Origin of the sequence: Actinomycetospora termitidis (assembly GCF_030286555.1) — a bacterium.
GTDB lineage: Bacteria > Actinomycetota > Actinomycetes > Mycobacteriales > Pseudonocardiaceae > Actinomycetospora > Actinomycetospora termitidis.
This window is the reverse complement of sequence record NZ_JASVWF010000001.1, coordinates 1,456,264-1,475,551: the sequence shown is the minus strand read 5'-3', so window position 1 is coordinate 1,475,551 and position 19,288 is coordinate 1,456,264. Positions and strand designations below refer to the sequence as shown.

The 19,288-nt window shown below is 76.1% G+C and carries 22 protein-coding genes; 6 read left to right on the top strand and 16 right to left on the bottom strand.

What is annotated here, in order from left to right:
- Positions 1–23 precede the first annotated feature (23 nt).
- Positions 24–662 carry a response regulator gene (locus QRT03_RS07270; protein ID WP_286051850.1) on the bottom strand — a complete coding sequence of 213 codons (639 nt, stop codon included), beginning with the start codon at positions 660–662 and terminating at the stop codon, positions 24–26.
- Complete coding sequence (locus tag QRT03_RS07265; protein WP_286051848.1) at positions 650–2,353, bottom strand: sensor histidine kinase; 1,704 nt, start codon at positions 2,351–2,353, stop codon at positions 650–652. The genes QRT03_RS07270 and QRT03_RS07265 overlap by 13 nt, the downstream gene beginning before the upstream one ends.
- A gap of 118 nt (positions 2,354–2,471) precedes the next feature.
- On the opposite strand from QRT03_RS07265, the gene QRT03_RS07260 reads away from it, so the two are divergent.
- The 3 genes from QRT03_RS07260 (at position 2,472) to QRT03_RS07250 (ending at position 5,323) form a co-directional block, all read left to right on the top strand.
- Positions 2,472–2,834 (top strand): hypothetical protein, encoded by a 363-nt coding sequence (locus QRT03_RS07260; protein WP_286051846.1) that lies wholly within the window; start codon positions 2,472–2,474, stop codon positions 2,832–2,834.
- 45 nt (positions 2,835–2,879) lie between these two features.
- Positions 2,880–4,091 carry a PQQ-dependent sugar dehydrogenase gene (locus QRT03_RS07255; protein ID WP_286051845.1) on the top strand — a complete coding sequence of 404 codons (1,212 nt, stop codon included), beginning with the start codon at positions 2,880–2,882 and terminating at the stop codon, positions 4,089–4,091.
- Between the two features lie 245 nt (positions 4,092–4,336).
- The gene (locus QRT03_RS07250; protein ID WP_286051844.1) at positions 4,337–5,323 is read left to right on the top strand and encodes an endonuclease/exonuclease/phosphatase family protein; all 987 of its coding nucleotides are present in this window, start codon (positions 4,337–4,339) and stop codon (positions 5,321–5,323) included.
- 6 nt (positions 5,324–5,329) lie between these two features.
- Here the strand turns inward: QRT03_RS07250 and QRT03_RS07245 are convergent, their stop codons facing one another.
- From QRT03_RS07245 to atpF, 7 genes are all read right to left on the bottom strand, one after another.
- Entirely contained in the window at positions 5,330–5,932 is a 603-nt protein-coding gene (locus QRT03_RS07245) for a hypothetical protein (RefSeq protein WP_286051843.1), read from the bottom strand.
- Between the two features lie 222 nt (positions 5,933–6,154).
- The gene (locus QRT03_RS07240; protein WP_286051842.1) at positions 6,155–6,955 is read right to left on the bottom strand and encodes an RDD family protein; all 801 of its coding nucleotides are present in this window, start codon (positions 6,953–6,955) and stop codon (positions 6,155–6,157) included.
- A 708-nt stretch (positions 6,956–7,663) separates the two neighbouring features.
- Positions 7,664–8,104, bottom strand: a complete 441-nt coding sequence (locus QRT03_RS07235) for a hypothetical protein (RefSeq protein WP_286051840.1) — start codon at positions 8,102–8,104, stop codon at positions 7,664–7,666.
- Between the two features lie 150 nt (positions 8,105–8,254).
- Positions 8,255–9,049: an arsenate reductase/protein-tyrosine-phosphatase family protein gene (locus QRT03_RS07230; RefSeq protein WP_286051839.1), complete on the bottom strand. Its 795-nt coding sequence runs from the start codon at positions 9,047–9,049 to the stop codon at positions 8,255–8,257.
- Between the two features lie 76 nt (positions 9,050–9,125).
- The gene (locus QRT03_RS07225; RefSeq protein WP_286051838.1) at positions 9,126–9,647 is read right to left on the bottom strand and encodes a hypothetical protein; all 522 of its coding nucleotides are present in this window, start codon (positions 9,645–9,647) and stop codon (positions 9,126–9,128) included.
- Positions 9,648–9,798: 151 nt separating this feature from the next.
- Positions 9,799–10,341 carry a hypothetical protein gene (locus tag QRT03_RS07220; RefSeq protein ID WP_286051837.1) on the bottom strand — a complete coding sequence of 181 codons (543 nt, stop codon included), beginning with the start codon at positions 10,339–10,341 and terminating at the stop codon, positions 9,799–9,801.
- A gap of 300 nt (positions 10,342–10,641) precedes the next feature.
- Positions 10,642–11,148: a F0F1 ATP synthase subunit B gene (atpF, locus tag QRT03_RS07215; protein ID WP_286051836.1), complete on the bottom strand. Its 507-nt coding sequence runs from the start codon at positions 11,146–11,148 to the stop codon at positions 10,642–10,644.
- A 177-nt stretch (positions 11,149–11,325) separates the two neighbouring features.
- Between atpF and QRT03_RS07210 the strand changes: the two genes are divergently transcribed.
- Positions 11,326–11,784, top strand: coding sequence for a universal stress protein (locus QRT03_RS07210; protein ID WP_286051835.1), 459 nt, complete (start codon positions 11,326–11,328; stop codon positions 11,782–11,784).
- Between the two features lie 52 nt (positions 11,785–11,836).
- Here the strand turns inward: QRT03_RS07210 and QRT03_RS07205 are convergent, their stop codons facing one another.
- The 6 genes from QRT03_RS07205 to QRT03_RS07180 all read right to left on the bottom strand — a co-directional run bounded on the left by QRT03_RS07205 (position 11,837) and on the right by QRT03_RS07180 (position 17,322).
- A complete protein-coding gene (locus QRT03_RS07205) occupies positions 11,837–12,571 on the bottom strand; it encodes a hypothetical protein (RefSeq protein ID WP_286051834.1) in 735 nt (244 codons plus the stop codon).
- Between the two features lie 81 nt (positions 12,572–12,652).
- Complete coding sequence (locus tag QRT03_RS07200; protein ID WP_286051833.1) at positions 12,653–13,063, bottom strand: SRPBCC family protein; 411 nt, start codon at positions 13,061–13,063, stop codon at positions 12,653–12,655.
- 8 nt (positions 13,064–13,071) lie between these two features.
- Positions 13,072–14,355, bottom strand: coding sequence for a hypothetical protein (locus QRT03_RS07195; RefSeq protein ID WP_286051832.1), 1,284 nt, complete (start codon positions 14,353–14,355; stop codon positions 13,072–13,074).
- Positions 14,356–14,398: 43 nt separating this feature from the next.
- Positions 14,399–14,614 (bottom strand): hypothetical protein, encoded by a 216-nt coding sequence (locus QRT03_RS07190; RefSeq protein ID WP_286051830.1) that lies wholly within the window; start codon positions 14,612–14,614, stop codon positions 14,399–14,401.
- A gap of 136 nt (positions 14,615–14,750) precedes the next feature.
- A complete protein-coding gene (gene mftG / locus QRT03_RS07185; protein ID WP_286051829.1) occupies positions 14,751–16,256 on the bottom strand; it encodes a mycofactocin dehydrogenase MftG in 1,506 nt (501 codons plus the stop codon).
- Positions 16,257–16,260: 4 nt separating this feature from the next.
- Positions 16,261–17,322: an LCP family protein gene (locus QRT03_RS07180; RefSeq protein WP_286051828.1), complete on the bottom strand. Its 1,062-nt coding sequence runs from the start codon at positions 17,320–17,322 to the stop codon at positions 16,261–16,263.
- A gap of 226 nt (positions 17,323–17,548) precedes the next feature.
- On the opposite strand from QRT03_RS07180, the gene QRT03_RS07175 reads away from it, so the two are divergent.
- Together QRT03_RS07175 and QRT03_RS07170 are read left to right on the top strand one after the other, a co-directional pair.
- Positions 17,549–17,713: a hypothetical protein gene (locus tag QRT03_RS07175; protein WP_286051827.1), complete on the top strand. Its 165-nt coding sequence runs from the start codon at positions 17,549–17,551 to the stop codon at positions 17,711–17,713.
- A 62-nt stretch (positions 17,714–17,775) separates the two neighbouring features.
- Positions 17,776–18,123 carry a hypothetical protein gene (locus QRT03_RS07170; protein ID WP_286051825.1) on the top strand — a complete coding sequence of 116 codons (348 nt, stop codon included), beginning with the start codon at positions 17,776–17,778 and terminating at the stop codon, positions 18,121–18,123.
- Here the strand turns inward: QRT03_RS07170 and QRT03_RS07165 are convergent.
- The gene (locus QRT03_RS07165; RefSeq protein WP_425604788.1) at positions 18,092–19,195 is read right to left on the bottom strand and encodes a potassium channel family protein; all 1,104 of its coding nucleotides are present in this window, start codon (positions 19,193–19,195) and stop codon (positions 18,092–18,094) included. The genes QRT03_RS07170 and QRT03_RS07165 overlap by 32 nt on opposite strands.
- Positions 19,196–19,288 lie beyond the last annotated feature (93 nt).

Sequence of the window (19,288 nt, the reverse complement as noted above, 5' to 3'; positions counted from 1 at the left end):
CGCGTTGCTGCCACCCCGGGGGGCTACCGCGTCAGGTACCGCACCACGGCGAGCACGCGGCGGTGGTCGTCCGCGTCGTCGGAGAGGCCCAACGCCTCGTAGATGCCGGACACGTGGGCGACGACGGCCTTCTCCGTGATCCCGAGCCGGCGGGCGATCGCGGCGTTGCTGCGCCCCTCGGCCACGAGGCCCAGCACCTCCCGACGGCGGGCGGAGAGCCGCTCCACGCCGTCGTCGCGGCGGGCGAGCATCGCGGTGACGACCTCCGGGTCGAGGGCCACGTCCCCCGCCGCGACCCGCCGCAGGTCGCGCACGAAGTTCCCGACGTCCGCCACGCGTTGCTTGAGCAGGTAGCCGACCCCGCGCGGCCGCGTCCCGAGCAGCTCCAGGGCGTACTGCCCGTGCACGTGCTGGGAGAGCACGACGACCCCGACGCCGGGGCGCGCGGCCCGGATGCGGATCGCGGCGTGCAGCCCGTCGTCGGCCCGCTCCGGCGGCATCCGGATGTCCGTGAGCACGAGGTCCGGCCCGAGGCGCAGCGCCTGGTCCACGACGGACGGTGCGTCGCCCACGGCAGCGACGACCTCGAACCCCTCGCGGCGCAGCAGCAGCGAGAGCCCCTCGCGCAGCAGGGCCTCGTCCTCGCCGATCACGACACGCACGGGATCTCCGCCGTCAACGTCGTCCCGCCGGATCCCGGGCTCTCCACCACGAGCCGGCCGCCGAGCGCCTCCACCCGGTCCCGGAGCCCCCGCAGCCCGGTCCCTCCGCTGGGCACGGCCCCGCCGCACCCGTCGTCCCGCACCGAGACGCGCAGCATGCCGCCGTCCCGCTGCAGGCCGACCGCCAACGCCGTCGCACCCGCGTGCTTGACGGTGTTCGTGATCGCCTCCGCCACCACGTGGAAGGCCGTGCCCTCCACCGACGGCGGGATGCGCGCGCCCTCGGCCTCGTCCCGGAGGTCGAGCTCGGTACGCAACGGCGTGCGCGCGAGCATGTCCTCGACGGCCGCCGACAGGCCGCGCTCGATCAGCAGCGCCGGCATCACGCCCGCGACGATGAGGCGGACCTCGGCGGCGACCTCGTCGACGTCGCGCCGGAACGCCTCCAGGTCCGCGGCCTCCGGCCGGGAGGTCCCGGCCCGCAGGGCGAGCAGGACGAGGCGGCTCTGCAGGCGGTCGTGCAGGTCCCGGGCGAGGAGGCGCCGCTCGCGGTCCCCGGCCTCGACGAGGCGTGTCCGCGACTCGCGCAGCTGCTCCTGCTCGGCCAGCAGCAGGGTGGTCAGCCGTTCCCGGTCGACCGCGATCGCCACGACCCGGCCGGCGGCCCGGACCGTCGCCGGATCGGCCTGCAACGACGGGTCGTGGATGATCGCGCCGACCGCTTCCCCGGCGAGCTCGACGGGCACCAGCTCCCGACCCTCCGGTACCTCTGCGGGGCGCCCGTCGCCGTCCACCCAGGAGCCGTCCGCACCCCGGAAGGCGAGCACCAGGGACGGGTCGCCGAGCGTCCGAGCGAGCGCCGGCCCGACCTCACCCCGACCCCGCTCGGTGCTCCCGAGCCACACGCCCAGTTCCTCGAGGGCCGTCGTCCGCGCGAACCCCCCGCGCAGGATGCCCGCGGCGAACGCGATCGGGATCCCGGCCAGCACCGCGACCTGGACCAGGTCGACCACGAGCGGATCCACGGTCATGACCCGCCGCAGGTTCCCCGCCACCACGACCAGGACCGCGGCCCCGCCCCCGTAGAGGTAGAGCGGCGCGAGGAGCGGTCGGTCCGCCCGCGGCGCGGTCCGCAGCCGCCGGACCAGCACGGCCGCGGTCGCGAGGATCACGACGAACGCGCTGGACGAGTTCACCGCGCGGCCGACGAACAGCAGGTCCGGCCGGTCGGCGACCAGGAACGGCGACGACGGCGACCACAGCCACAGCGGCGCCTGCAGGACCGTCGTCGTCGCGTACCCCCCGACGACGAGCGCCCGGTCCGCCCGACCCCGCAACCGACCCGAGGGGAAGGCGAGCAGGACGTGGAGCACGATCGCGATCGGCATCGTCGCCACGACCAGCCCGATGCCCGACAGGACCGGGACCGTCGTCCACAGCAGGGCGCAGCCCAACCAGACTCCGCCCCCGGCCGCGAGCAGCGGGCCGATGCGGCTCGCCGGTCGCCGCGACCACGCCACGATGCCGGCGAACAGATAGATCCACGCGGTCGCGGTGTAGAACAGGGCGTGGGCGACCGGGATCGTCGAGCCGTCCAGCAGGAGCGCCGCCTCGACCAGCCCGAACGCCACACCGAGGGCACCCAACTGCCACAACGCCGTCGTCGGGGCGCCCGTGGCGGTCCTGCGCACGGGCGCAGGGTGGCAGAACGACGCGCGGCCGGTCCACGACGACGGGACCTGGGTCCCGTCCGGGGCGGGTCCCAGGTCCCTGGCCGACGGATCCGGCCGCTCGTAGCGTCCGGCAGTCGTGAGCACCACGACGGACCGTCGCCCCGGGCCCCGCGGTGGGCTGTTGTTCACCCCCGAGACCGCCCCCTGGCGCCGGCGCCCGGAGCGACGCGAGGTCCCCGACGTCGGGTGGGTGCAGGTCGGTCCCGCCGGGCGGCGGGTCCGGGAGATCGAGGCCTGGTTCGATCGCCTCTTCCACGAGGCGCCGTGGCCCGCCCGGGTCTGGCAGCTGCTCGCCCGCGCGGACGAGCAGGGCGTCGACCTCGTCAGCCGGGACGCGATCGTGGCGTTGCCCGCCGGGGTGTACCGGCGCCCCGAGGAGGTCGCGGCGGCGCTGTCCGCCCTCCCGCCGGTGTTCGCCCACCGCTCGTCGGGTCGCTGACCCGCCCACACCGGACGCCCACGCCCGAGCGGGCATCATCCACCCGTGCGTGCCGCTCCCCTGCTCACGTCGGTGGCCCTCGCCGCCGTCGTCCTCTCCGCCTGCTCGTCCGCGCCCGTCTCGCCCAGCGCGGCGACGGGGACCTCGGCGCCGAGCTCGAGCGCCCCGACCGCCGCTCCCGCCACCGGGGCGTTGCGGGTGGAACGGATCGCCGAGGGCCTGGACAAGCCCTGGGACGTGACCTGGGTGCGCGACCGCATGCTGGTCACCCAGCGCGAGGGGTCGATCTCGACGATCGCGGACGGGCAGGTGCGGCCCGTCTCGGCCGAACTGGGGGACGTGTACGCGCGCGGCGAGGGCGGCCTGATGGGCATGGCCGCCTATCCCGACGACTCCGGCCGGTTCGTCACGTGCCAGACCCACCAGGAGGGAGGCCGCCCCGTCGACGTCCGTGTGGTGGCCTGGCAGCTCTCCGCCGACGGCGCGAGCGCCACCCGCACGAAGGACCCGCTGGTCGGCGGGCTGCCGCTGAACCCGAGCGGGCGCCACAGCGGCTGCCGGCCCACCTTCGGTCCGGACGGCGCGCTGTGGGTCGGCACCGGCGACACCGCCCGCGCGACGATCGCGCAGGACCGCACCGCCCTCGGCGGCAAGGTCCTGCGGGTCGACCCGGAGAGCGGCGGCCCCGCGCCCGGCAACCCGTTCGCGAGCTCGGGCAGCGCCGCCGAGCGCCTGATCTCCGGGTACGGGCACCGCAACGTCCAGGCGGTCGCCTTCCAGCCCGGCACGGGCACCGGGTGGACCGTCGAGCACGGCTCCGACGTCGACGACGAGGTCAACGTCGTCATCCCCGGCCGGAACTACGGCTGGGACCCGGCGCGCGGCGGCGAGACGCCGGGCGGGTACGACGAGTCCGTGCCGATGACCGACCTGGACCGCTACCCGGACGCGGTCCCGGCCGCGTGGAGCTCCGGCGACCCGACGATCGCGCCGAGCGGCGGCGACTTCGTCTCCGGCGCGGCGTGGGGCGACCTCGACGGGGCGTTCGCCGTCGGGGTGCAGAAGGATGAGAAGCTGCTGTTCATGCGCCCCGGCAGCGGCGCCGACGCGCAGCGCATCGTGTCGGTCTCCACCCCGCCCGAGCTCGACGGCGAGTTCGGGCGCATCCGTGGTGTGCGGACTGGGCCCGACGGGGCGCTGTACCTGACCACGGACAACGGCGACGACGACGTCGTCCTGCGCGTCAGCCGAGGGTGACCCGGCCCGCCTGGTGGGAGCAGGGGCCCGGGCCGGACGACGCCCGGGGCCCCCGGGGACCGCACGGTCCCCCCGGCCCCCGCCCGGCCGGACGACCACCGGGCGCACCCGGACGACCCCCGCCCCGCCCGGCCCCGACCGCCCGCTACGACGGCCCGCCCGGCTGGAACGTCCCGCCGCAGGCCCCGCCCCGCGGCGGTCCGCCACCCGCCCCGCGGCGACCCCGCCCGACCTCCCGGTGGCGCGTGCCCGGGGCACCCGCGATCGTCGGCGCCCTCGTCCTCGCCGGGATCGTCGGCGTCGTGCTCTTCCCGGAGGCGCTCGACCTCGACACGCGCTCGCCGTTCGTGCAGGTCGTGGCCTTCCGCCCGCAGCTCGCGGCCGTGACGCTGGTCGTCGCCGCGCTGACCGCCCTCGGGGCGTGGCGCCGGGCGGCGTCCGGGCTCCTCGTGGTCGCGTTGGCGCTCGGCCTCGTCGGGGGAACCGGGGTCGTCGACACCGCGGGGCGCGCGGTCGGCTCGGCGAGCGTCTCCGGCACGTCCGGCGGCCTGACGGTGCTCGCGCTGAACACCTACGCGGGCGACGCCGACCCCGACGCGCTGGCCGACCTCGTCCGCGACCGCGACCCGGACCTGATCTCGCTGCCGGAGGCCCGGGGTGACCTGCGGCGACGGCTGGAGTCCCGGCTCGACGAGGGACAGGGTGGCTCGGGGTACCGCTCCTACTCGGCGGACGACGCCGACGACGCCTCGGGGATGACGGTGTTCGTCCGCTCCTCGCTGGGGCGCCCGAGCGTCACCCAGGACCGCGCCGGGACCTACCCCGCGATCGTGGTGGACCTCCCGCGGTCGGCCCCGGGGGTCGCGTCCGGGCTGCGCTTCGTCGCGGACCACCCGCGCTCACCCAAGCCCGGCGACACCTTCGGCTGGGTGCGCGACGTCGGCCGGCTCGCGCAGTGGTGCGACGCCGGCCGGCCCACGGTCGTCGCGGGCGACATGAACGCCACGCTCGACCACGCGCTCTTCCGGTCCTCGACCGCGAACTGCTCGGACGCCGGCGCCGCGACCGGGGACGGACTGACCGGCACCTGGCCGTCGTGGGCCCCCGGGTTCCTCGGCGCGCAGATCGACCACGTCCTCACTGCCGGGGGCCCGGAGCCCCTCGGGTTCGAGGTGGTCGGGGTCGCCGGCACCGACCACCGCGCGGTGCTGGCGCGCATCGGCTCCGGCTGACGACGGTCAGGACACGCGTTCCTGCGGGCGCGCCGACGGCCGGACGGCTCCGACCGCGCCGGGCGTGCGGGGCGCGGGCACCGGGGTGGAGGCCCGGGCGGCGGGCACGGTCGCGGCCGCGGGCTCCGGCCGCGTGCGCGAGGACCGCTGCAGGCGGGGCTGGAGCTCCGGCTCCCGCAGCCGTCGCGCGCTCTCCCGGACGGCGTCCCGCGCCCCGGCCCGGGTCTGGGCGACCAGGTCGTGCATCGCGACCGCCATCGTCCGGGGCAGCAACGGCGACGTGGCGACCCGGGCGAGCGGCTCCAGGCCGGGGTCGGCGTCGCGGAGGAGGGCGACCACGTCGGCCTCGTCGCGGGGCGGTCGGGTGACGATGCGCTCGCCGAGCGCGCTCTGCCACACCCGCACCCGCTCGGAGAACGCGGCCGACAACCGCTCGAGCAGCCGGGCCTCGACGTAGGTGCCCATCCGGCCGTCGATCGGGGTCAGGGCCTCGAGGCCGCCGTCGTCGCCCCGCCGGAACGCGTCGATCCACGCGACCCACGAGGCGTATCCCCCGGCCGGCGCCGACCGGTCCGGCCCTGCTGCTGCGCCCGTCTGTCCCGTGTGCATTCGTTCTCCTCGCGCCGGCGACCCGCCGGCCTCGACCGTTGACCCACGAGGGCGCCACGCCGCGCTCTGGTGTCTCCGTCGTCGTCACGGAGCGCGTGTCCGTTTCGCTACGGACGGGTAACGGCGTCACCACCGCCCGATCGGGCGTAGTCGTCACCCACCGGCGCCCCGGGGGTGCGCACGCGGGCGGAGGAGTGGACACGCCGCCCGCGTGGCGTCCGGTCAGGCCTTGACGACGAGGGTGTGTGCCGCCATGTCGCCCAGCCGCTGCTTGCGCTGCGACGTCGACATGATGATGAGCCCGACGATGCCGGCGAACGCGCCGTCGACGATGAGCAGCACCCAGCGCAGCGCGCACTCGCCGAGGCTCGGCACGCCGCCGTCGGACTCGCGGACGATCTTCAGACCGAGCCAGCCCATGCCCGGGGTCTGACCGCCGTGGGTGGAGGGCCACCACGCGTAGACGCCGAAGGAGCCACCGAGGGCGATCACCCAGACGACGAGGTTCACGAGCAGGCTCACGAACCCGTACCCGCCGTCGATCATCGCGCCGAGGAACCCGCCGACGAAGGCGACCACGAGCAGGGGCACGACGATGCAGACCGCGTCGAGCAGGTACTGCCCGACCCGCAGCCCGACGACCTCGACCGAGCCGGGGGCGCCGGCCGGGACGCCGTAGCCCGCGGGCTGCTGGGCGTAGCCGGGGGCCTGGCCGTACCCCGGCGGCTGCTGGGAGTACCCCGGCGCGGAGTAGCCCGCGCCGTAGCCGCCCTGCGGGGCGCCGTACCCGCCCTGCGGCGGGGCGTAGCCGCCCTGCGGGGCGCCGTAGCCCGGCTGGGGCGCGCCGTAGCCCGGCTGGGCGTAGGAGCCCGACGACGGGGCGCCGTACGCGGGCTGCCCTCCCGTCCCCGGACCGGACGCGGTCGACGACTGCGCCGGGTAGTCACCGGGCGGCCCGTAGCTCGGGGCCCCACCCTGTCCGTCCGCCGGCCCGTAGCCGTACGGAGCACCTGGTCCACTCATGGGCGGCATCCTGCCAGCGCTGTGTGACGACGGGGAGGTCCGTTCCGGATTCGTGTCCTCCTCGCCACCCGTTCGGCGCAGTGACCGGTCACCGATGAGGTCCGGGGGCAGGTCCACCCCGTTGCCGCACGCGCCTCCCCCGGCCGGAGCATGACACCACCCCCCGGTCGGGCGTTGAGTGGTCGATGGATGGACACCCCCCGGGCCGGGCGGCCACACTGCGCCCCGGCACCCGGTACGCGGAGGGAGGCACACCCGTGCACCCGTCCGCGCCGCGTGCGCATCCGGTCGTCGACCACCCCGCCTCGCGGGTGCCGGTGGAGCTCCCCCATCCCCGTGGCTCCGGGGATCCGGGAGTGGTCGACCCGGACGAGCCGGGCTGCATCGGCCCCGCGTGGATCGTCCGCGAGGTCACGCACGTCCCGGGCATCCTGCGGCTTTCCCACGGGCGCCTGAGCTTCCTCTCCAGCCGCGGCGTCGTGTTCGACGAGGCGCTCGACGCCCCCCGGCTCGGCATCGGCCTGCCGTGGCGTGGCCGCGGCGGCATCCGCGTCACCATCGGCGGCGAGCGCCTGCGCGTCCACGTCGTGCGGCCCCCCGGGGCCGTGGAACCCGGCGCCGCGTTCGTCGAGGCGGTCGCCGACGCCTCCGGGTTGCCCGCCACCCGCGGCGACCTCGAGGCGGCCGCGACCTGGCGGGCCCTGCTGGTCAGGGCGCATCCCGAGGGGGCGACGGTTCCCCGGCGTCGGGCGCCGGGACGGCGCGCAGCCCGAGCTCGGCGAGGACCCGCAGCGCCCACGCCGTCGTCATGACGGCGTCGGCGACCTCGGCCGCCTGCTCCTGACCGGAGAACCCGGCCGTCCACGCCAGCTGGCGGGCGGCCTCCGCGAGCGCCGCGGTCAGCTCGGCCGCCGCGGCCAGCGAGGCCCGGACCCGGTCCCGGTCGCCGCCGGTGGCCGGGGGCGTGACGCAGCCGAGCGCCGCGGCGAGCGTCTCGACGCCCCGGGCCAGGGTGGCGACGAGGGCGCCGTCGAGGCTCGGACCGTCCGGACCGCGCTCGCAGCACCGGGCGTCGGCGAGCGCTTCGAGGGCGCGGCCCGGCAACGACCGCCACGTGGGCACCACCGGCCCGGGTGCACCCCCGTCCATCCCACGCTCCCTGCTCGCCCTCGTCGCGTGGCGGGGCGCCACGCTGCCGGGACGTCCGGGTCATCGCCGGGCGCGGCCCCGACGTTGCACCCCGAGCCCGGCGGATCGTCCGGTCCGGCTCCCGCCACCCGTTCGGCGCAGCCCGGGCGGTCAGGAACGCTCGGGGACCAGGTCGTCGGCCGACGGCCGGTGGGCCGGGGCCTCGGCCTCCCCCGGGGTACGCTGGGTGGGCGCGGGCGGGGAGACCGGGGTGGGCCGCCACCCGGGCGGCGGACCGCTCGCGGCGCCGGGCCGTCCGGCTCCGGGCGGCATCGGCGGTCGGGGCGGGGGCGGCGGGACGAGCAGGTCCAGGAACACGCGGACCGACTGGTCGACCACCCGGGCCGCGGCCTCGTGCGCCTCCGGGCCCCCGGACACCGGGTCGGGCACCGCGTCCTCGTCGGCCGACACCGCGGGCACGGTCCCCCGCGCGCCACGCGCCAGGTCGACCAGCGCGTGCGCGCGCAGGACGGGGTGGCGCGGGAGGGCGCCGAGCTCCGTCGGACCCGCCGCCCGGAGGAGGCGGGCGAACTCGCGGAGCGTGAAGGTGGTCGGCAGGGCCTTCGGGACGTCACCGAGCACGGTGGAGCGGTGCTCGCGCGTCATGGTCAGCACCAGGTCGGCCAGGAGGACGTCCCGGTCGGGGAGCTGGCGGGCCGCGAAGGCGGCGACGTCGGGATGGTCACGCCGGGTGGAGAGCTGGGCCCGGGAGTCGTCGTGCATCCCGTGGCCCCGCACGGCGGACGTGCCGGCACTGTGCACCGCGAAGGCCCGCGCCCAGGGCCCGAGCCGCGCGCCCAGCAGGAACCGGGTGTGGAACTGCGCGAAGGGCGAGCGGCAGATGTTCCCGGTGCACACGAAGAGCAGCCGGAAGACCTCCGGCGACCCGTTCGTGGCTGCGCTCATGCGGCGATCGTCCCAGGCCCGTGCCCCGGATGCGAGTCGTGCGCCCCAGGTCACCTCCGGGGTCGCGACGCCGGCGTCAGCGGCGGGCGCGCTCGAACAGCTCGAGGTCGGCGACCACCACGACCACCTGCAGCGTGGTCGACAGGCCCCCGAGGGCGGCGGCCGGCCCCGGGAGGTCCTCGGTGTCCAGGCGCTCGACCAGCTTCGTGGTGCGCTCGTGAAGCTCCCGCGCGGCGTCCGAGGTCGCCCGCAGCACCTCCACGTCGATCTCCTCGGTCGCGGACCATCCCGCGTCCGGCACCCCGCCGGTGACCAGCTCGGCGATCCGGCAGAGCACCCGGTGGGTGTCGTCCTCCTCGCCGGCGGACTCGACCGCGGCGACGGCCTTCCCCAGCTCGTCGAGCTCGGTGACCAGCTCCGGCGACGGGTCCCGGGTGTCCGTCCGCAGGACCACGGGCGCGGCGACGCCGTCGGCACTGCGCGGCGCGGGCACGGACACCGAGGGCGGCTCCAGGCGGGTACGCGCCTCGGTGACGTGGCGGGAGAGCCCGACGTCGGTGGCGGCCTCGGTTCGTCGGGTGGCCAGGTTGCCGGTCAAGCGACGCTCCTCCGGAGGGGATGGTGGGGCGGCCGTGCCGCAGGGGACGATCCGGTGACCGGACGTCGATCCCACCGAGCGTAATGGCGCCGCGCGCCGCTGCCAGGCGTAGTGCGGACCAACGCTGTGGTCCGGTCGGCGGAGCAGCCCCTCAGTGACGGACCGGGCTGCGGACCCCGGCGGGCGGGGACGCGGGAGCGGGCGGGGCACCGGCCGGCCGCAGGGACGGCCCCGGCACGGCGCGGGCGGCCGGGATCAGCCCCTCGGGCGCGGCGGGGCCCATCTGCTCGGGCACCACGCCGACGGGCGCGTGCGGGGGGACGCCGCCCTGCGGGGCGACCGGACGGCCGACCGGGACGACGCCGCCGCGGGGCCGCCGCCGGGCGCGGCGCGACTCCGAGACGGTGCCGGCGCCGGTGCGGCTGATCAGCGCGCGCCGGGTCTGGGCCGTCGTCGGACCGCGCAGGCGGCTGGCCACCATCGCGACGACGAACGCCAGGCCGTTCACGGTGCCCAACGTCAGCATCCCGACCTCGAGCACCTGTTCGGAGCTGACCTCGTCACCCGGGTCCATCTGCTCCAGTTGACCGCCGTAGGGCTGCGGGGTGGCCGGCGGGGTCTGCGCCGACGCGACGCCGACCGTCCCGAGCACCGCCAGCACGGTGAGCACGATCCCCACGAGAACCCTGCGCATCCAACCCCGACCCGTCATCCCGTCCGCCTCCCCGAGAGCCATTCGACCGGGGATCGCCGGGAGGTGTGGTCGTCGTTACCGGTTCACGACCGTTTCGCGAGATCGGATGCGACATCGAGACCGCGCCGTGACCAGAACCGGGCGAACCGGACACGATCGGCCCGCGCGCTCACCCGAGTGCGACACCACGCAGGTCCCGGCCCCGCGGAACCTGCACCACGTCGCACTCGCCGCCGACCCACGGACGACGAACGCCGCCGGCCACCGAGGTGGCCGACGGCGTCCGTGGTCGGGATGTGGTCAGGCGCGCTGCGCGAGGTAGGAGTCCACGGTGTCGCGGTACTCGTCCTCGCCGACCTGACGGCCGAGGATGCGACCGGCGAGGTCGCGGGACAGGCGCGCGATGTCGGGCTGCAGGTCGGACCGCAGCCGCGAGCGCTCCTCGTCCAGCTCGCCACGGCCCTCCGCGACGAGGCGCGAGGCCTCCTCGCGGGCCTCCGCGAGCACCTCCTCGGAGTGGCGGCGGCCCTCCTCGCGGGCGGCGTCCCGGATGCGCGACGCCTCCTCGCGGGCCTCGCCGATCCGGGTGCGGTACTCCTGGTCGGCCCGCCGTGCCTCGGCGCGGGCCTGCTCGGCGCGCTCCAGCGTGCCGTCGATCCGGTCGTGCCGCTGGGCGTAGACCGCGTCGAGCTTCGGCAGCAGCACCTTGCTGAGCACGAAGAACAGCACCGCGAACACCACGAGTCCCACGACGATCTCGTGGGGGATGGCAGTCAGCACGAAGTAGCTGCCGCTCGCCAGGACCATGGGCCCGCGCACCTGCCCCTCTTGACGTGAACATGACGGAGCGACGGTGGCCGCCGTCCGGGTGATGACAGTCTGTCGGATCCCCGGCCGGGTGGCGACCCCGGGGTGTCGCGATCACCCGTTACCGGTGGGTCACTAGGGTGAGCCCGCGCTGCGGACCCCGAGAGGCTGGCTCACATGGGTGACTACAAGGTCGTGACCGTCGGGACCGACGGCTCCTCGTCGGCGAGGAAGGCCGTCGTACGCGCGGCCGAGGTGGCGGCGGACTCCGGCGCCCACCTCATGATCATCTGCGCCTACGAGACGCGCGACGCCTCGCGCAACCGCGACCAGGCCGAGGCCGAGCGGGCCCTCGGCGACGAGGCCTACAAGATCATCGGTGCGAGCCCCGCCGAGGAGACGCTGCGCGGCGCGCGCGACGAGGCGATCCGCGCCGGCGCGACGAACGTCGACACCGTCGCGGTGCAGGGCGACCCCGCCGACGCCATCATCGAGAAGTCCGAGCTCTACAAGGCCGACCTCGTGGTGGTGGGCAACAAGGGCCTCGCGAGCTTCGCGGGCCGCCTGCTGGGGTCGGTGCCGCAGGGCGTGTCCCGCCGCTCCCGCACCGACGTCCTCATCGTCCACACGGTCTGAGTCCGCCCGGTCCAGACGACGCCCGGCGGACCCGGGCGGGACCCGGGCCGGCTCAGCGGCTCAGCGGCACCGCACAGGCCGGCGCGTCGGGGTGGACCCCGACCAGGTCGGCCAGCGGGACGGACGTGAGCTCGCAGGCCAGGGCGTGCTCCAGGCAGCGGCGGACGGCCCGGTCCCGGGGCCGGGCCCGCGCCTCCGCGAGCCGGCGGGCGAGCCGCTCGGACCCGGTCAGCACGGGCGTCAGGGTCAGGCGCGCCCGCCCGAGGTCGATGCGGCAGCGTCCGGCGACGGAGTCGCCCTCGCCGACGAGGCGGACGTCGCAGTCCAGGTCGCCCTCGGGGTCGTCGCCGACGGCCGCCCGGAAGACGGCGTTGGTCACCCGGTCGGCGGGGGAGGCCACCAACTGCTCGAGCAGCGCGCGTCCGCCCCGCGTCTCCAGGACCTCGTCCAGGGTCCGGACGTCGAAGGTGAGGCGGCGCAGCCGGAAGTCGCCCGGACCGGCCACCGCGAGCAGTTCCTCCACCGTGTCCGGGCACGGGCCGTCGGTGCGCGCCGCGAGGTGCACCGACGCCGCGCCCGGCCCGCGGTCGTTGCGCGGGTCGATCCCGCGCACCGACACCTCCGGCGCGTCGTCCTCGCCGTCCCCCGTGCACCCGTGGTGGAGGAACTCGACGCCCTCCAGGACGTCGGGTGCGGGGACCCGCCGGGGCGCGGGGACGCGCGGCGAGGAGTCGCCCGCGACCGCCCCGAAGCGACGTGGCGCGAGGACGGCGAGGGGGTTGCGCATGATCACCGGACCCTTGACGTGAGCAGGATCACCCCAGTGTGCCAGAGTGACGCTGCTCATGTGGATCGGTCACGAACTCGATCATCCGTCGGTGCGGTCGGTGGTCCGGCCGTCCAGGATCTTCTTCAGCTGCGCCAGCGTGTCCGCGAGGCCCGCCTCGATCCCGGGGCCGTCGGCCTTCTCGGTGTGCAGGGTGACCGTGACCGAGGACGCCTCGTCGCCGACCGAGCGCACGAACAGCTCGCCGTGGTAGCCGCTGGGCCGGTCGGCGCCCCAGCGCAGCGCCCGCGAGTCCGGGTCGCCGTGCATCCATGCCTCGCCCTCGTAGCGCTCGCCCTCCACGACGGCGACGACGTGCACCGACTCGCCGCCAGTGGAGCGCGCCGACTCGAGGCCGGAGAAGTACTCGGGCAGGTGGGACACGTCGGCGAGGTAGGCGAAGGTGGTGTCGGGATCGGTCTCGAGGTGGGCGGTGTGCTCGTAGTCGGCCATCGCCGCGGCTACCCGGTGGCGGGGGTCACCACCACGCCCGAGAGGAGTCCGGGTCCGGCGCCCACCCCGAGATAGGCGTTCACGACGACGGGTGCGGCTCCCGGGGCCGCGTTCCGGTCCCGCCCCGTGCGGGCGTCCACCACGACCGGACCGTTCACCGTGGTGCCGTAGACCGCCCCGTGCCAGGCCGTCGTGACCGCGGGCGCGACCCGTCCGCCGGCCGGCAACGACCACAGCAGCGCGCCGGTCGGCGCGTCCAGCCCGAACGCCCGGTTCGAGCCCGAGCACACGGTGGTCGCCGCCTCGTCCCACGCGCACTCCGGCGGGGCCGTCGCCGTCCCGAGGTCGACGGCGTTCCGGCTCCCGCCGCCGGCGTCGTACACCGTCAGGAACGCCTTCGCCGACGTCGGCCGGCGTCCCGCGACCGTGACGGTCGCCGGGCCCGCGCGGTGCACGGACAGGGCCGTGGACCCGCCGTCGGCCGCCCAGCGTCGGGCCCCGGTGACCACGTCGAGCCCGACCGTCTCCGACGGCGAGTACCCCCCGCCACCACCGGGCGGCACCGCGGCGCCGACGACGACCGGTCCGCCGGCCAGGGTCGCGCCCGCCACCGGCGCCCCGTCCGGGTCCCGCCCGTCGAGGACCGCGCCGGCGAGCACACCGTCGGCGACCCAGAGCACGCGACGCGCGTCGAGGTCGACCGCGACCGTGCTGCGGCGGGTGCTGGTGGATGCGGTCAGGACCGCGACCCGACGGCCGTCCCCCACCGCCGCGACCCCGACCACCGCCGTCCGCACCGACCGCGGGTTCTCCGTCCACGGCACCGGGGCGGCGGCGGTCCAGGCGACCGTCGGGTCGGGCTCGCCCGCCCGACTCCGGGCCACGGCCAGCAGTTCGACGGCGAGGCCGGGCGGCGTGGTCCCGGAGCCGGGCACGACGCTCGACGAGCCGGCCAGGACCAGACCGGCGCCCGGGACCGGCCGCGGGGCCCCGCTCACCCACCGGCCCGGGGGCACCGGCACTGCGGCGGCCACGCCGGTGGAGTCGGCCCGGGAGAGCCCCCCGGAGTCGGTGAACCAGACCGTGGTGCCGTCGAGGGCGACGGGCAGCTCGGGGCGGGCACCGTAGCTCCCGGTGAGGGAGCCGGAGGTGCCGCGCAGCAGCGTCCCCGACGGGGGACCGAAGGCGGTCGGCGGGTCGAAGGACGGTGGCGGAGCGGGGGCGGGGCCGGCGGAGCAGGCCGCCGTGAGCACCGTCAGGAGGCCGACGAGCAGGACCCCGACCCGGCGCACACCCTCAGCGTCGCAGCCCCGGCCGGTCCTCGGACGAGGCGGGTCAGTGCTCGACGATCTCCGAGCGGCGGGCGGGCTGATCGACGGGCTCGCGCGGCTCGATCACCGGCAGCGGACCCGTGGCCTGGGCGAGCCGGCGCTGGGCCCGCTGGATGCGGGCGAGCAGCTCGGCGTCCTCACGAGCCCGGGCGCGCAGCTCCTTGCGCTCCCTGCGCGTCAGGCGGAGCACCTGCTCGCTCTTGCGTCCCCACAGCCCCATCGCCAGGCCTGCCTCTCACCCGTCGGACCCCGCGGCGCGCTCCCCGCAGCACGGCCATCGAGGAGTGTCCGCCCGGCACGCCGGATCGGCGCCGTGAATCACACCATCGTGTCGCAACCGTGACGTGACCGGAGCGTCACCGGGCGTCCACCCCGGCGGCGCTCATCAGCCGGGCCGCGACCTCCCCGAGCATCAGCGCGGTCGCGGCCGGCCCACGACGGGGCACGACCGGGAGCACGGAGGTGTCGACCACCCGGAGCCCCTGGACGCCGTACACCCGGAACTGCGGGTCGACGACGGCGGACGGGTCGTCGGGGGCGCCGGTCGCGGCGCTGCCGCACAGGTGCGAGGACGTCGTGAGCGACCCCGCCACCCAGGCGTCCAGCTCGGGGTCCGACATCCCGGCGACGGCCGGAATCGTGATCCCGGTGCTGGAGAGCAGCTCGCCGGCGAACCGGACGACCGCCCGCATCCGGGCCCGGTCGAGTGCCGACGCGAGGTAGTGGTGGGAGATCCGGGGGCAGGTCGACGGGTCGTCGTCGACGAGCACCGAGGAGCCCCGACTGTCCGGTCGCTGCACCGCGCACATGAGGTGCCGGGGCCCGCCGGGCGAGAAGGGCCGGGCGAAAAGCAGCACCTCGAGGTCACCGGCCGGATCGGGTGGCAACGACGGGTCGAGCGTCCCGGCGTCGAGGTGCACCACCGCCTGCGTCGAGACCGCCTCGGGGTGGAGCGACTCGTCGTAGCCGAAGCCGAGGAAGACCGACGGGTGGTCGCTCCAGCCGTGCCCCACGCCGGGCCGGTCCGCGACGACCGCGACCCCCGCCGCGCGGAGCTCGTCGGCCGGGCCGACCCCGGAGAGCGCCAGGAGCTGCGGCGACTTGACCGCCCCGGCACTCAGCACCACCTCGCCGGCCTCGATGCGCTCCCCCGCGCACGTCACGACGCCCGCCGCCCGCGTCCCGTCCAGCAGGACGCGGGCGACCGGGGTGTCGCCGCGCACCGTCAGGTTCGGGCGGTCGAGGTGCGGCAGGACGTAGGCCATCGCCGCGTTCACCCGCACCCCGCGGACCGCGTTCGCCGGGACCAGGCCGACGCCGGGCGGCCCGCCCGCGTTCTTGTCCCGCTCCACCGGCACCCCGAGCCCCGCGGCGCCGCGCACGACCCGCTGCGTCAGGCCGGCCAGGAGCTCGCCCGCCGGGCGCTCCACCGGGACCGGGCCGGCGTGACCGTGCTCCGGACCGTCGAAGTCGTGGTCGTCCTCGCCGCGCACGTAGGCGTCCCGGGCGTCCTCCCAGGACCAGCCGTACCAGCCCTCGACGTCGGCGGGGGTGGCCCGCAGGTGGTTCGCCCCGTTGATCGCCGACGACCCGCCGAGCAACCGGCCGCGCGTGGTCGACGCCCGGCGTCCCGCGGCGAGCTCGGTGGCGAACGCCCAGTTCAGGGCGTGCCCCTCGGACGCGCTCGCGAGGGACCCGACGTCGCGGACCTCCGTGGGGTACGACCCGGCGTCGGGATAGGCGGGTCCGGCCTCGAGCAGCAGGACCCGGCGACCGGGGTCCTCGGACAGGCGGCCGGCCAGCGCGCAGCCGGCCGAACCCCCGCCGACGATCAGCGTGTCCCAGACGGGTCCCGGCCCCATCCCGTCATCGTGGGGTGTCGGAGAGCCGCTCGCTCGGGCGCGCCGCGGCCCACTGGGTGACCTGGTCGTTGTTCACCGCGAACCACAGGTCGTCGCCGGCCTGACGGTCCAGGTAGACGACGGACGCCGCACCCTCCATGCCGGTGCCGGTGGTGGGCACCGTCAGGAACTCGATGTTCGACGCGCGGAGGTCGCGCAGGTTGAACACCAGCTCGGCGAGGCCGGTGTTGGACAGCGAGTCGTCCACGCCGACGTGCTGGGTCACCGTGTCCACGAGGCCGTACGCCGTGGTCGGGCTGGAGAGCGTGCCGGCGGAGAGCGCCTGCGACACCAGGGCGCGCAGGGCGTTCTGCTGGCGCCGCACGCGGTCGAAGTCGCCCTCGGCGAGGGACTTGCGCTCCCGGACGTAGACCAGGGCCTGCTCGCCGTTCAGGTGCTGCGGCCCGGCGGGGACGACGACGCCGCCGCGCTCGGTCTGCTGCCCGACGTTGACGTCGATGCCACCCGCGGCGTCGGTCATCTGCTGGAAGCCCGCGAAGTCGATGACGGCGAAGTGGTCGACGCGCACGCGGGTGAGCTGCTCGACGGTGTTGATCAGCAGCGTCGGCCCGCCGAACGAGTACGCGGCGTTGATCTTGTTCATGCCGCGGCCGGGGATGTCGACCCAGGAGTCGCGCGGGATGGAGACGACGCTCGCGCTCTTCCCGTCGTCGGCGATCGTGGCCAGCATGATGACGTCGCTGCGCTGGGCCCCGAAGACGAAGTCGGGGGCCGTCGCGTCGGATCCGGTGGTCGCCTCGGGCGAGCGGGAGTCGGTGCCGACGAGCAGGAAGGTCTGGCCGAGCTTGCCCGCGGGACGCTGGTTCTGGTCGAGACCCGCGAACACCGACGGGTAGCGGCCGACCTGGTCACCGAGCTTGTTCGTCACGAGGAAGATGCCGGCCGCGGCCAGCAGGACCAGGATGAGGACCCCCACCAGGAGGTAGACCAGGGCCCGCAGACCCCGTCGACGGCGGGCGGCCGGCGGCTCCGGGTCCTCGGTGCGGAGCAGGTGGTCGACGCTCATGCCAGTCCTCACGTTCTGATCCCCCGACGCGGCCCGGCGCATCACCGGGTCGTGTGAACGCTGTCGCGCCCCCGGCGGCCGATGTTACGTGGCGTAGCCCGTTCGGCCCAGTGTGACTCGAACGTTCCGTGGTCGTCACTCGCTGGTGGTCGTTCGTCGCGCACCGTCGACCGCTACCCGCTCGGCGGATTCGTCCGGCGGCGCGGGGCTCCTACGGTCGTCCGGTATGAGCGCCCCCGAGCTGCCCGAGACGCCCGACACCGCCGTGCTGGCCCGGGTCCTCGACGGGCTGCGCTCGCTGCCGGAGCAGACGCGGCGCGTTCCCGACGGCGGGTCGGAGCCCGTTCCCGGGGCGACCGACGCCGAGGTGCCGCTCCCCCGCCGGCGCTGAGGCCACGTGGCGCCCGCCCCCGGCCGCGGGGACAGTGGGCGGCGAGGACGAAGGAGGGCGCCATGACCATCCCGGACCCGTCCCGCCCCACCTCGGGCATGGACCCGATGCCGTCGCGCCGACCCCGGGCGCCGCTGCCCGGCGACCCGCCCGACGACATCCCCGACCCCACCGCACCGGGCCGGCGCGACGAGCCGACCCGGCGTCGGGAAGGAATGTTCGTGGCGGTCGGGAAGGACGACGGGCGCCGCCACGTCGTCGAGGTGCCCTTCGGCGAGGCCGGCGACCCGACGGGGCTGCGGGCGCGGTGCGGGGCGCCGGTCGAGCAGGTGGTGCCGGGCCTGCGCGCCGAGCAGGCGGACTGCCCGGAGTGCCGGCTCAGGGGTTCTTCGGCGGCTTCGCCGCACTGACCCGCTTCACGAACAGGAGGCGGTCGCCGCGCTCGAGGGCGTCCACCTCCGGCGAGTCGATCTGGTGGATCTCCCCGCCGCGCACCACGCCGAGCACGATGTCGCGCAGGTGGCGGGGTGACCCGCCGAGCTCGGACGCCTCGACGTCCCGCTCCGAGAGGCTCATGCCGGCGTCCGGGGTGAGGAGGTCCTCGACGACCGCCACCACGTTCGGGCTCGAGGTCGCGGTGCCGAGCAGCCGGCCCGCCGTCTCGGCCGAGACCACCACCGAGTCGGCCCCGGACTGGCGCAGCAGGTGCACGTTCTCGGTCTCCCGGACCGCGGCGGTGATCGTGATCCGCGGCGCCAGCTCGCGCGCGGTGAGGGTGACCAGGACGGCGGTGTCGTCGCGGTTGGTGGCCACGACGAGGGCGGAGGCGTGCGGGAGGCCCGCGGTGCGCAGGACCGAGGACTGGGTCGCGTCGCCGCGCACCGTCACCAGGCCCATCGCCGACGCCGCGTCCAGCCGGCTGCGGTCGGTGTCGACGACGACGATGCGCTCGGCCTCCGCCTCGTCGCCGAGCAGCGTGTCGACCGCCGCCTTGCCCTTGGTGCCGAAGCCGACGACGACCACATGGTCACGCACGCGGGACCTCCAACGACGGATGCGGAACGCCTGGCGGGAGCGCTCGGTCAGCAGTTCGACCGTGGTGCCCACCAGGACGATGAGGAACAGCACGCGCAGCGGTGTGATGGCGAGGATCGTCCAGAGCCGCGCGCTGTCGGTGATCGGGGCGATGTCGCCGTAGCCGGTCGTGGAGAGCGACACCGTCGCGTAGTAGAAGGCGTCGATCAGGCCGATCGGGCCGTCGGTGTTGTTGTCGACGTACCCGTCGCGCTGCAGGTAGACGATCATCGCCGCGGCCGCGAGGGCACCGATCGCGAGCGTCAGCCGCCGGACCAGGGCGATCAGCGGGCCGACCCGGCGGTCGGGCATGACGACGGAGACCCCGGTCCCGTGGGGCTCGGCCGTCTCGCGACCCAGCGGTCCCCGCCGGACCACCCGGTCGTGCGGGCCGGGAGAGGGAGACACGGCGCGCAGCGTAGCGATGATCACCACCGCACCTGGAACGTCCGGGCCCGTTGCCACGATCGAGTGAAGAAGCGTCGTGCGCTGTCAGGAACC

Bases quoted from the DNA above. Each gene is read 5' to 3' on its own strand.
- QRT03_RS07200 (WP_286051833.1), bottom strand. From the start codon at position 13,063: ATGGCCGACTACGAGCACACCGCCCACCTCGAGACCGATCCCGACACC.
- QRT03_RS07245 (WP_286051843.1), bottom strand. From the start codon at position 5,932: ATGCACACGGGACAGACGGGCGCAGCAGCAGGGCCGGACCGGTCGGCG.
- QRT03_RS07235 (WP_286051840.1), bottom strand. From the start codon at position 8,104: ATGGACGGGGGTGCACCCGGGCCGGTGGTGCCCACGTGGCGGTCGTTG.
- QRT03_RS07205 (WP_286051834.1), bottom strand. From the start codon at position 12,571: ATGCGCAACCCCCTCGCCGTCCTCGCGCCACGTCGCTTCGGGGCGGTC.
- QRT03_RS07190 (WP_286051830.1), bottom strand. From the start codon at position 14,614: ATGGGGCTGTGGGGACGCAAGAGCGAGCAGGTGCTCCGCCTGACGCGC.
- QRT03_RS07170 (WP_286051825.1), top strand. From the start codon at position 17,776: ATGACCATCCCGGACCCGTCCCGCCCCACCTCGGGCATGGACCCGATG.
- QRT03_RS07210 (WP_286051835.1), top strand. From the start codon at position 11,326: ATGGGTGACTACAAGGTCGTGACCGTCGGGACCGACGGCTCCTCGTCG.
- QRT03_RS07175 (WP_286051827.1), top strand. From the start codon at position 17,549: ATGAGCGCCCCCGAGCTGCCCGAGACGCCCGACACCGCCGTGCTGGCC.
- QRT03_RS07180 (WP_286051828.1), bottom strand. From the start codon at position 17,322: ATGAGCGTCGACCACCTGCTCCGCACCGAGGACCCGGAGCCGCCGGCC.
- QRT03_RS07240 (WP_286051842.1), bottom strand. From the start codon at position 6,955: ATGAGTGGACCAGGTGCTCCGTACGGCTACGGGCCGGCGGACGGACAG.
- QRT03_RS07230 (WP_286051839.1), bottom strand. From the start codon at position 9,049: ATGAGCGCAGCCACGAACGGGTCGCCGGAGGTCTTCCGGCTGCTCTTC.
- mftG (WP_286051829.1), bottom strand. From the start codon at position 16,256: ATGGGGCCGGGACCCGTCTGGGACACGCTGATCGTCGGCGGGGGTTCG.
- QRT03_RS07220 (WP_286051837.1), bottom strand. From the start codon at position 10,341: ATGCGCAGGGTTCTCGTGGGGATCGTGCTCACCGTGCTGGCGGTGCTC.
- atpF (WP_286051836.1), bottom strand. From the start codon at position 11,148: ATGGTCCTGGCGAGCGGCAGCTACTTCGTGCTGACTGCCATCCCCCAC.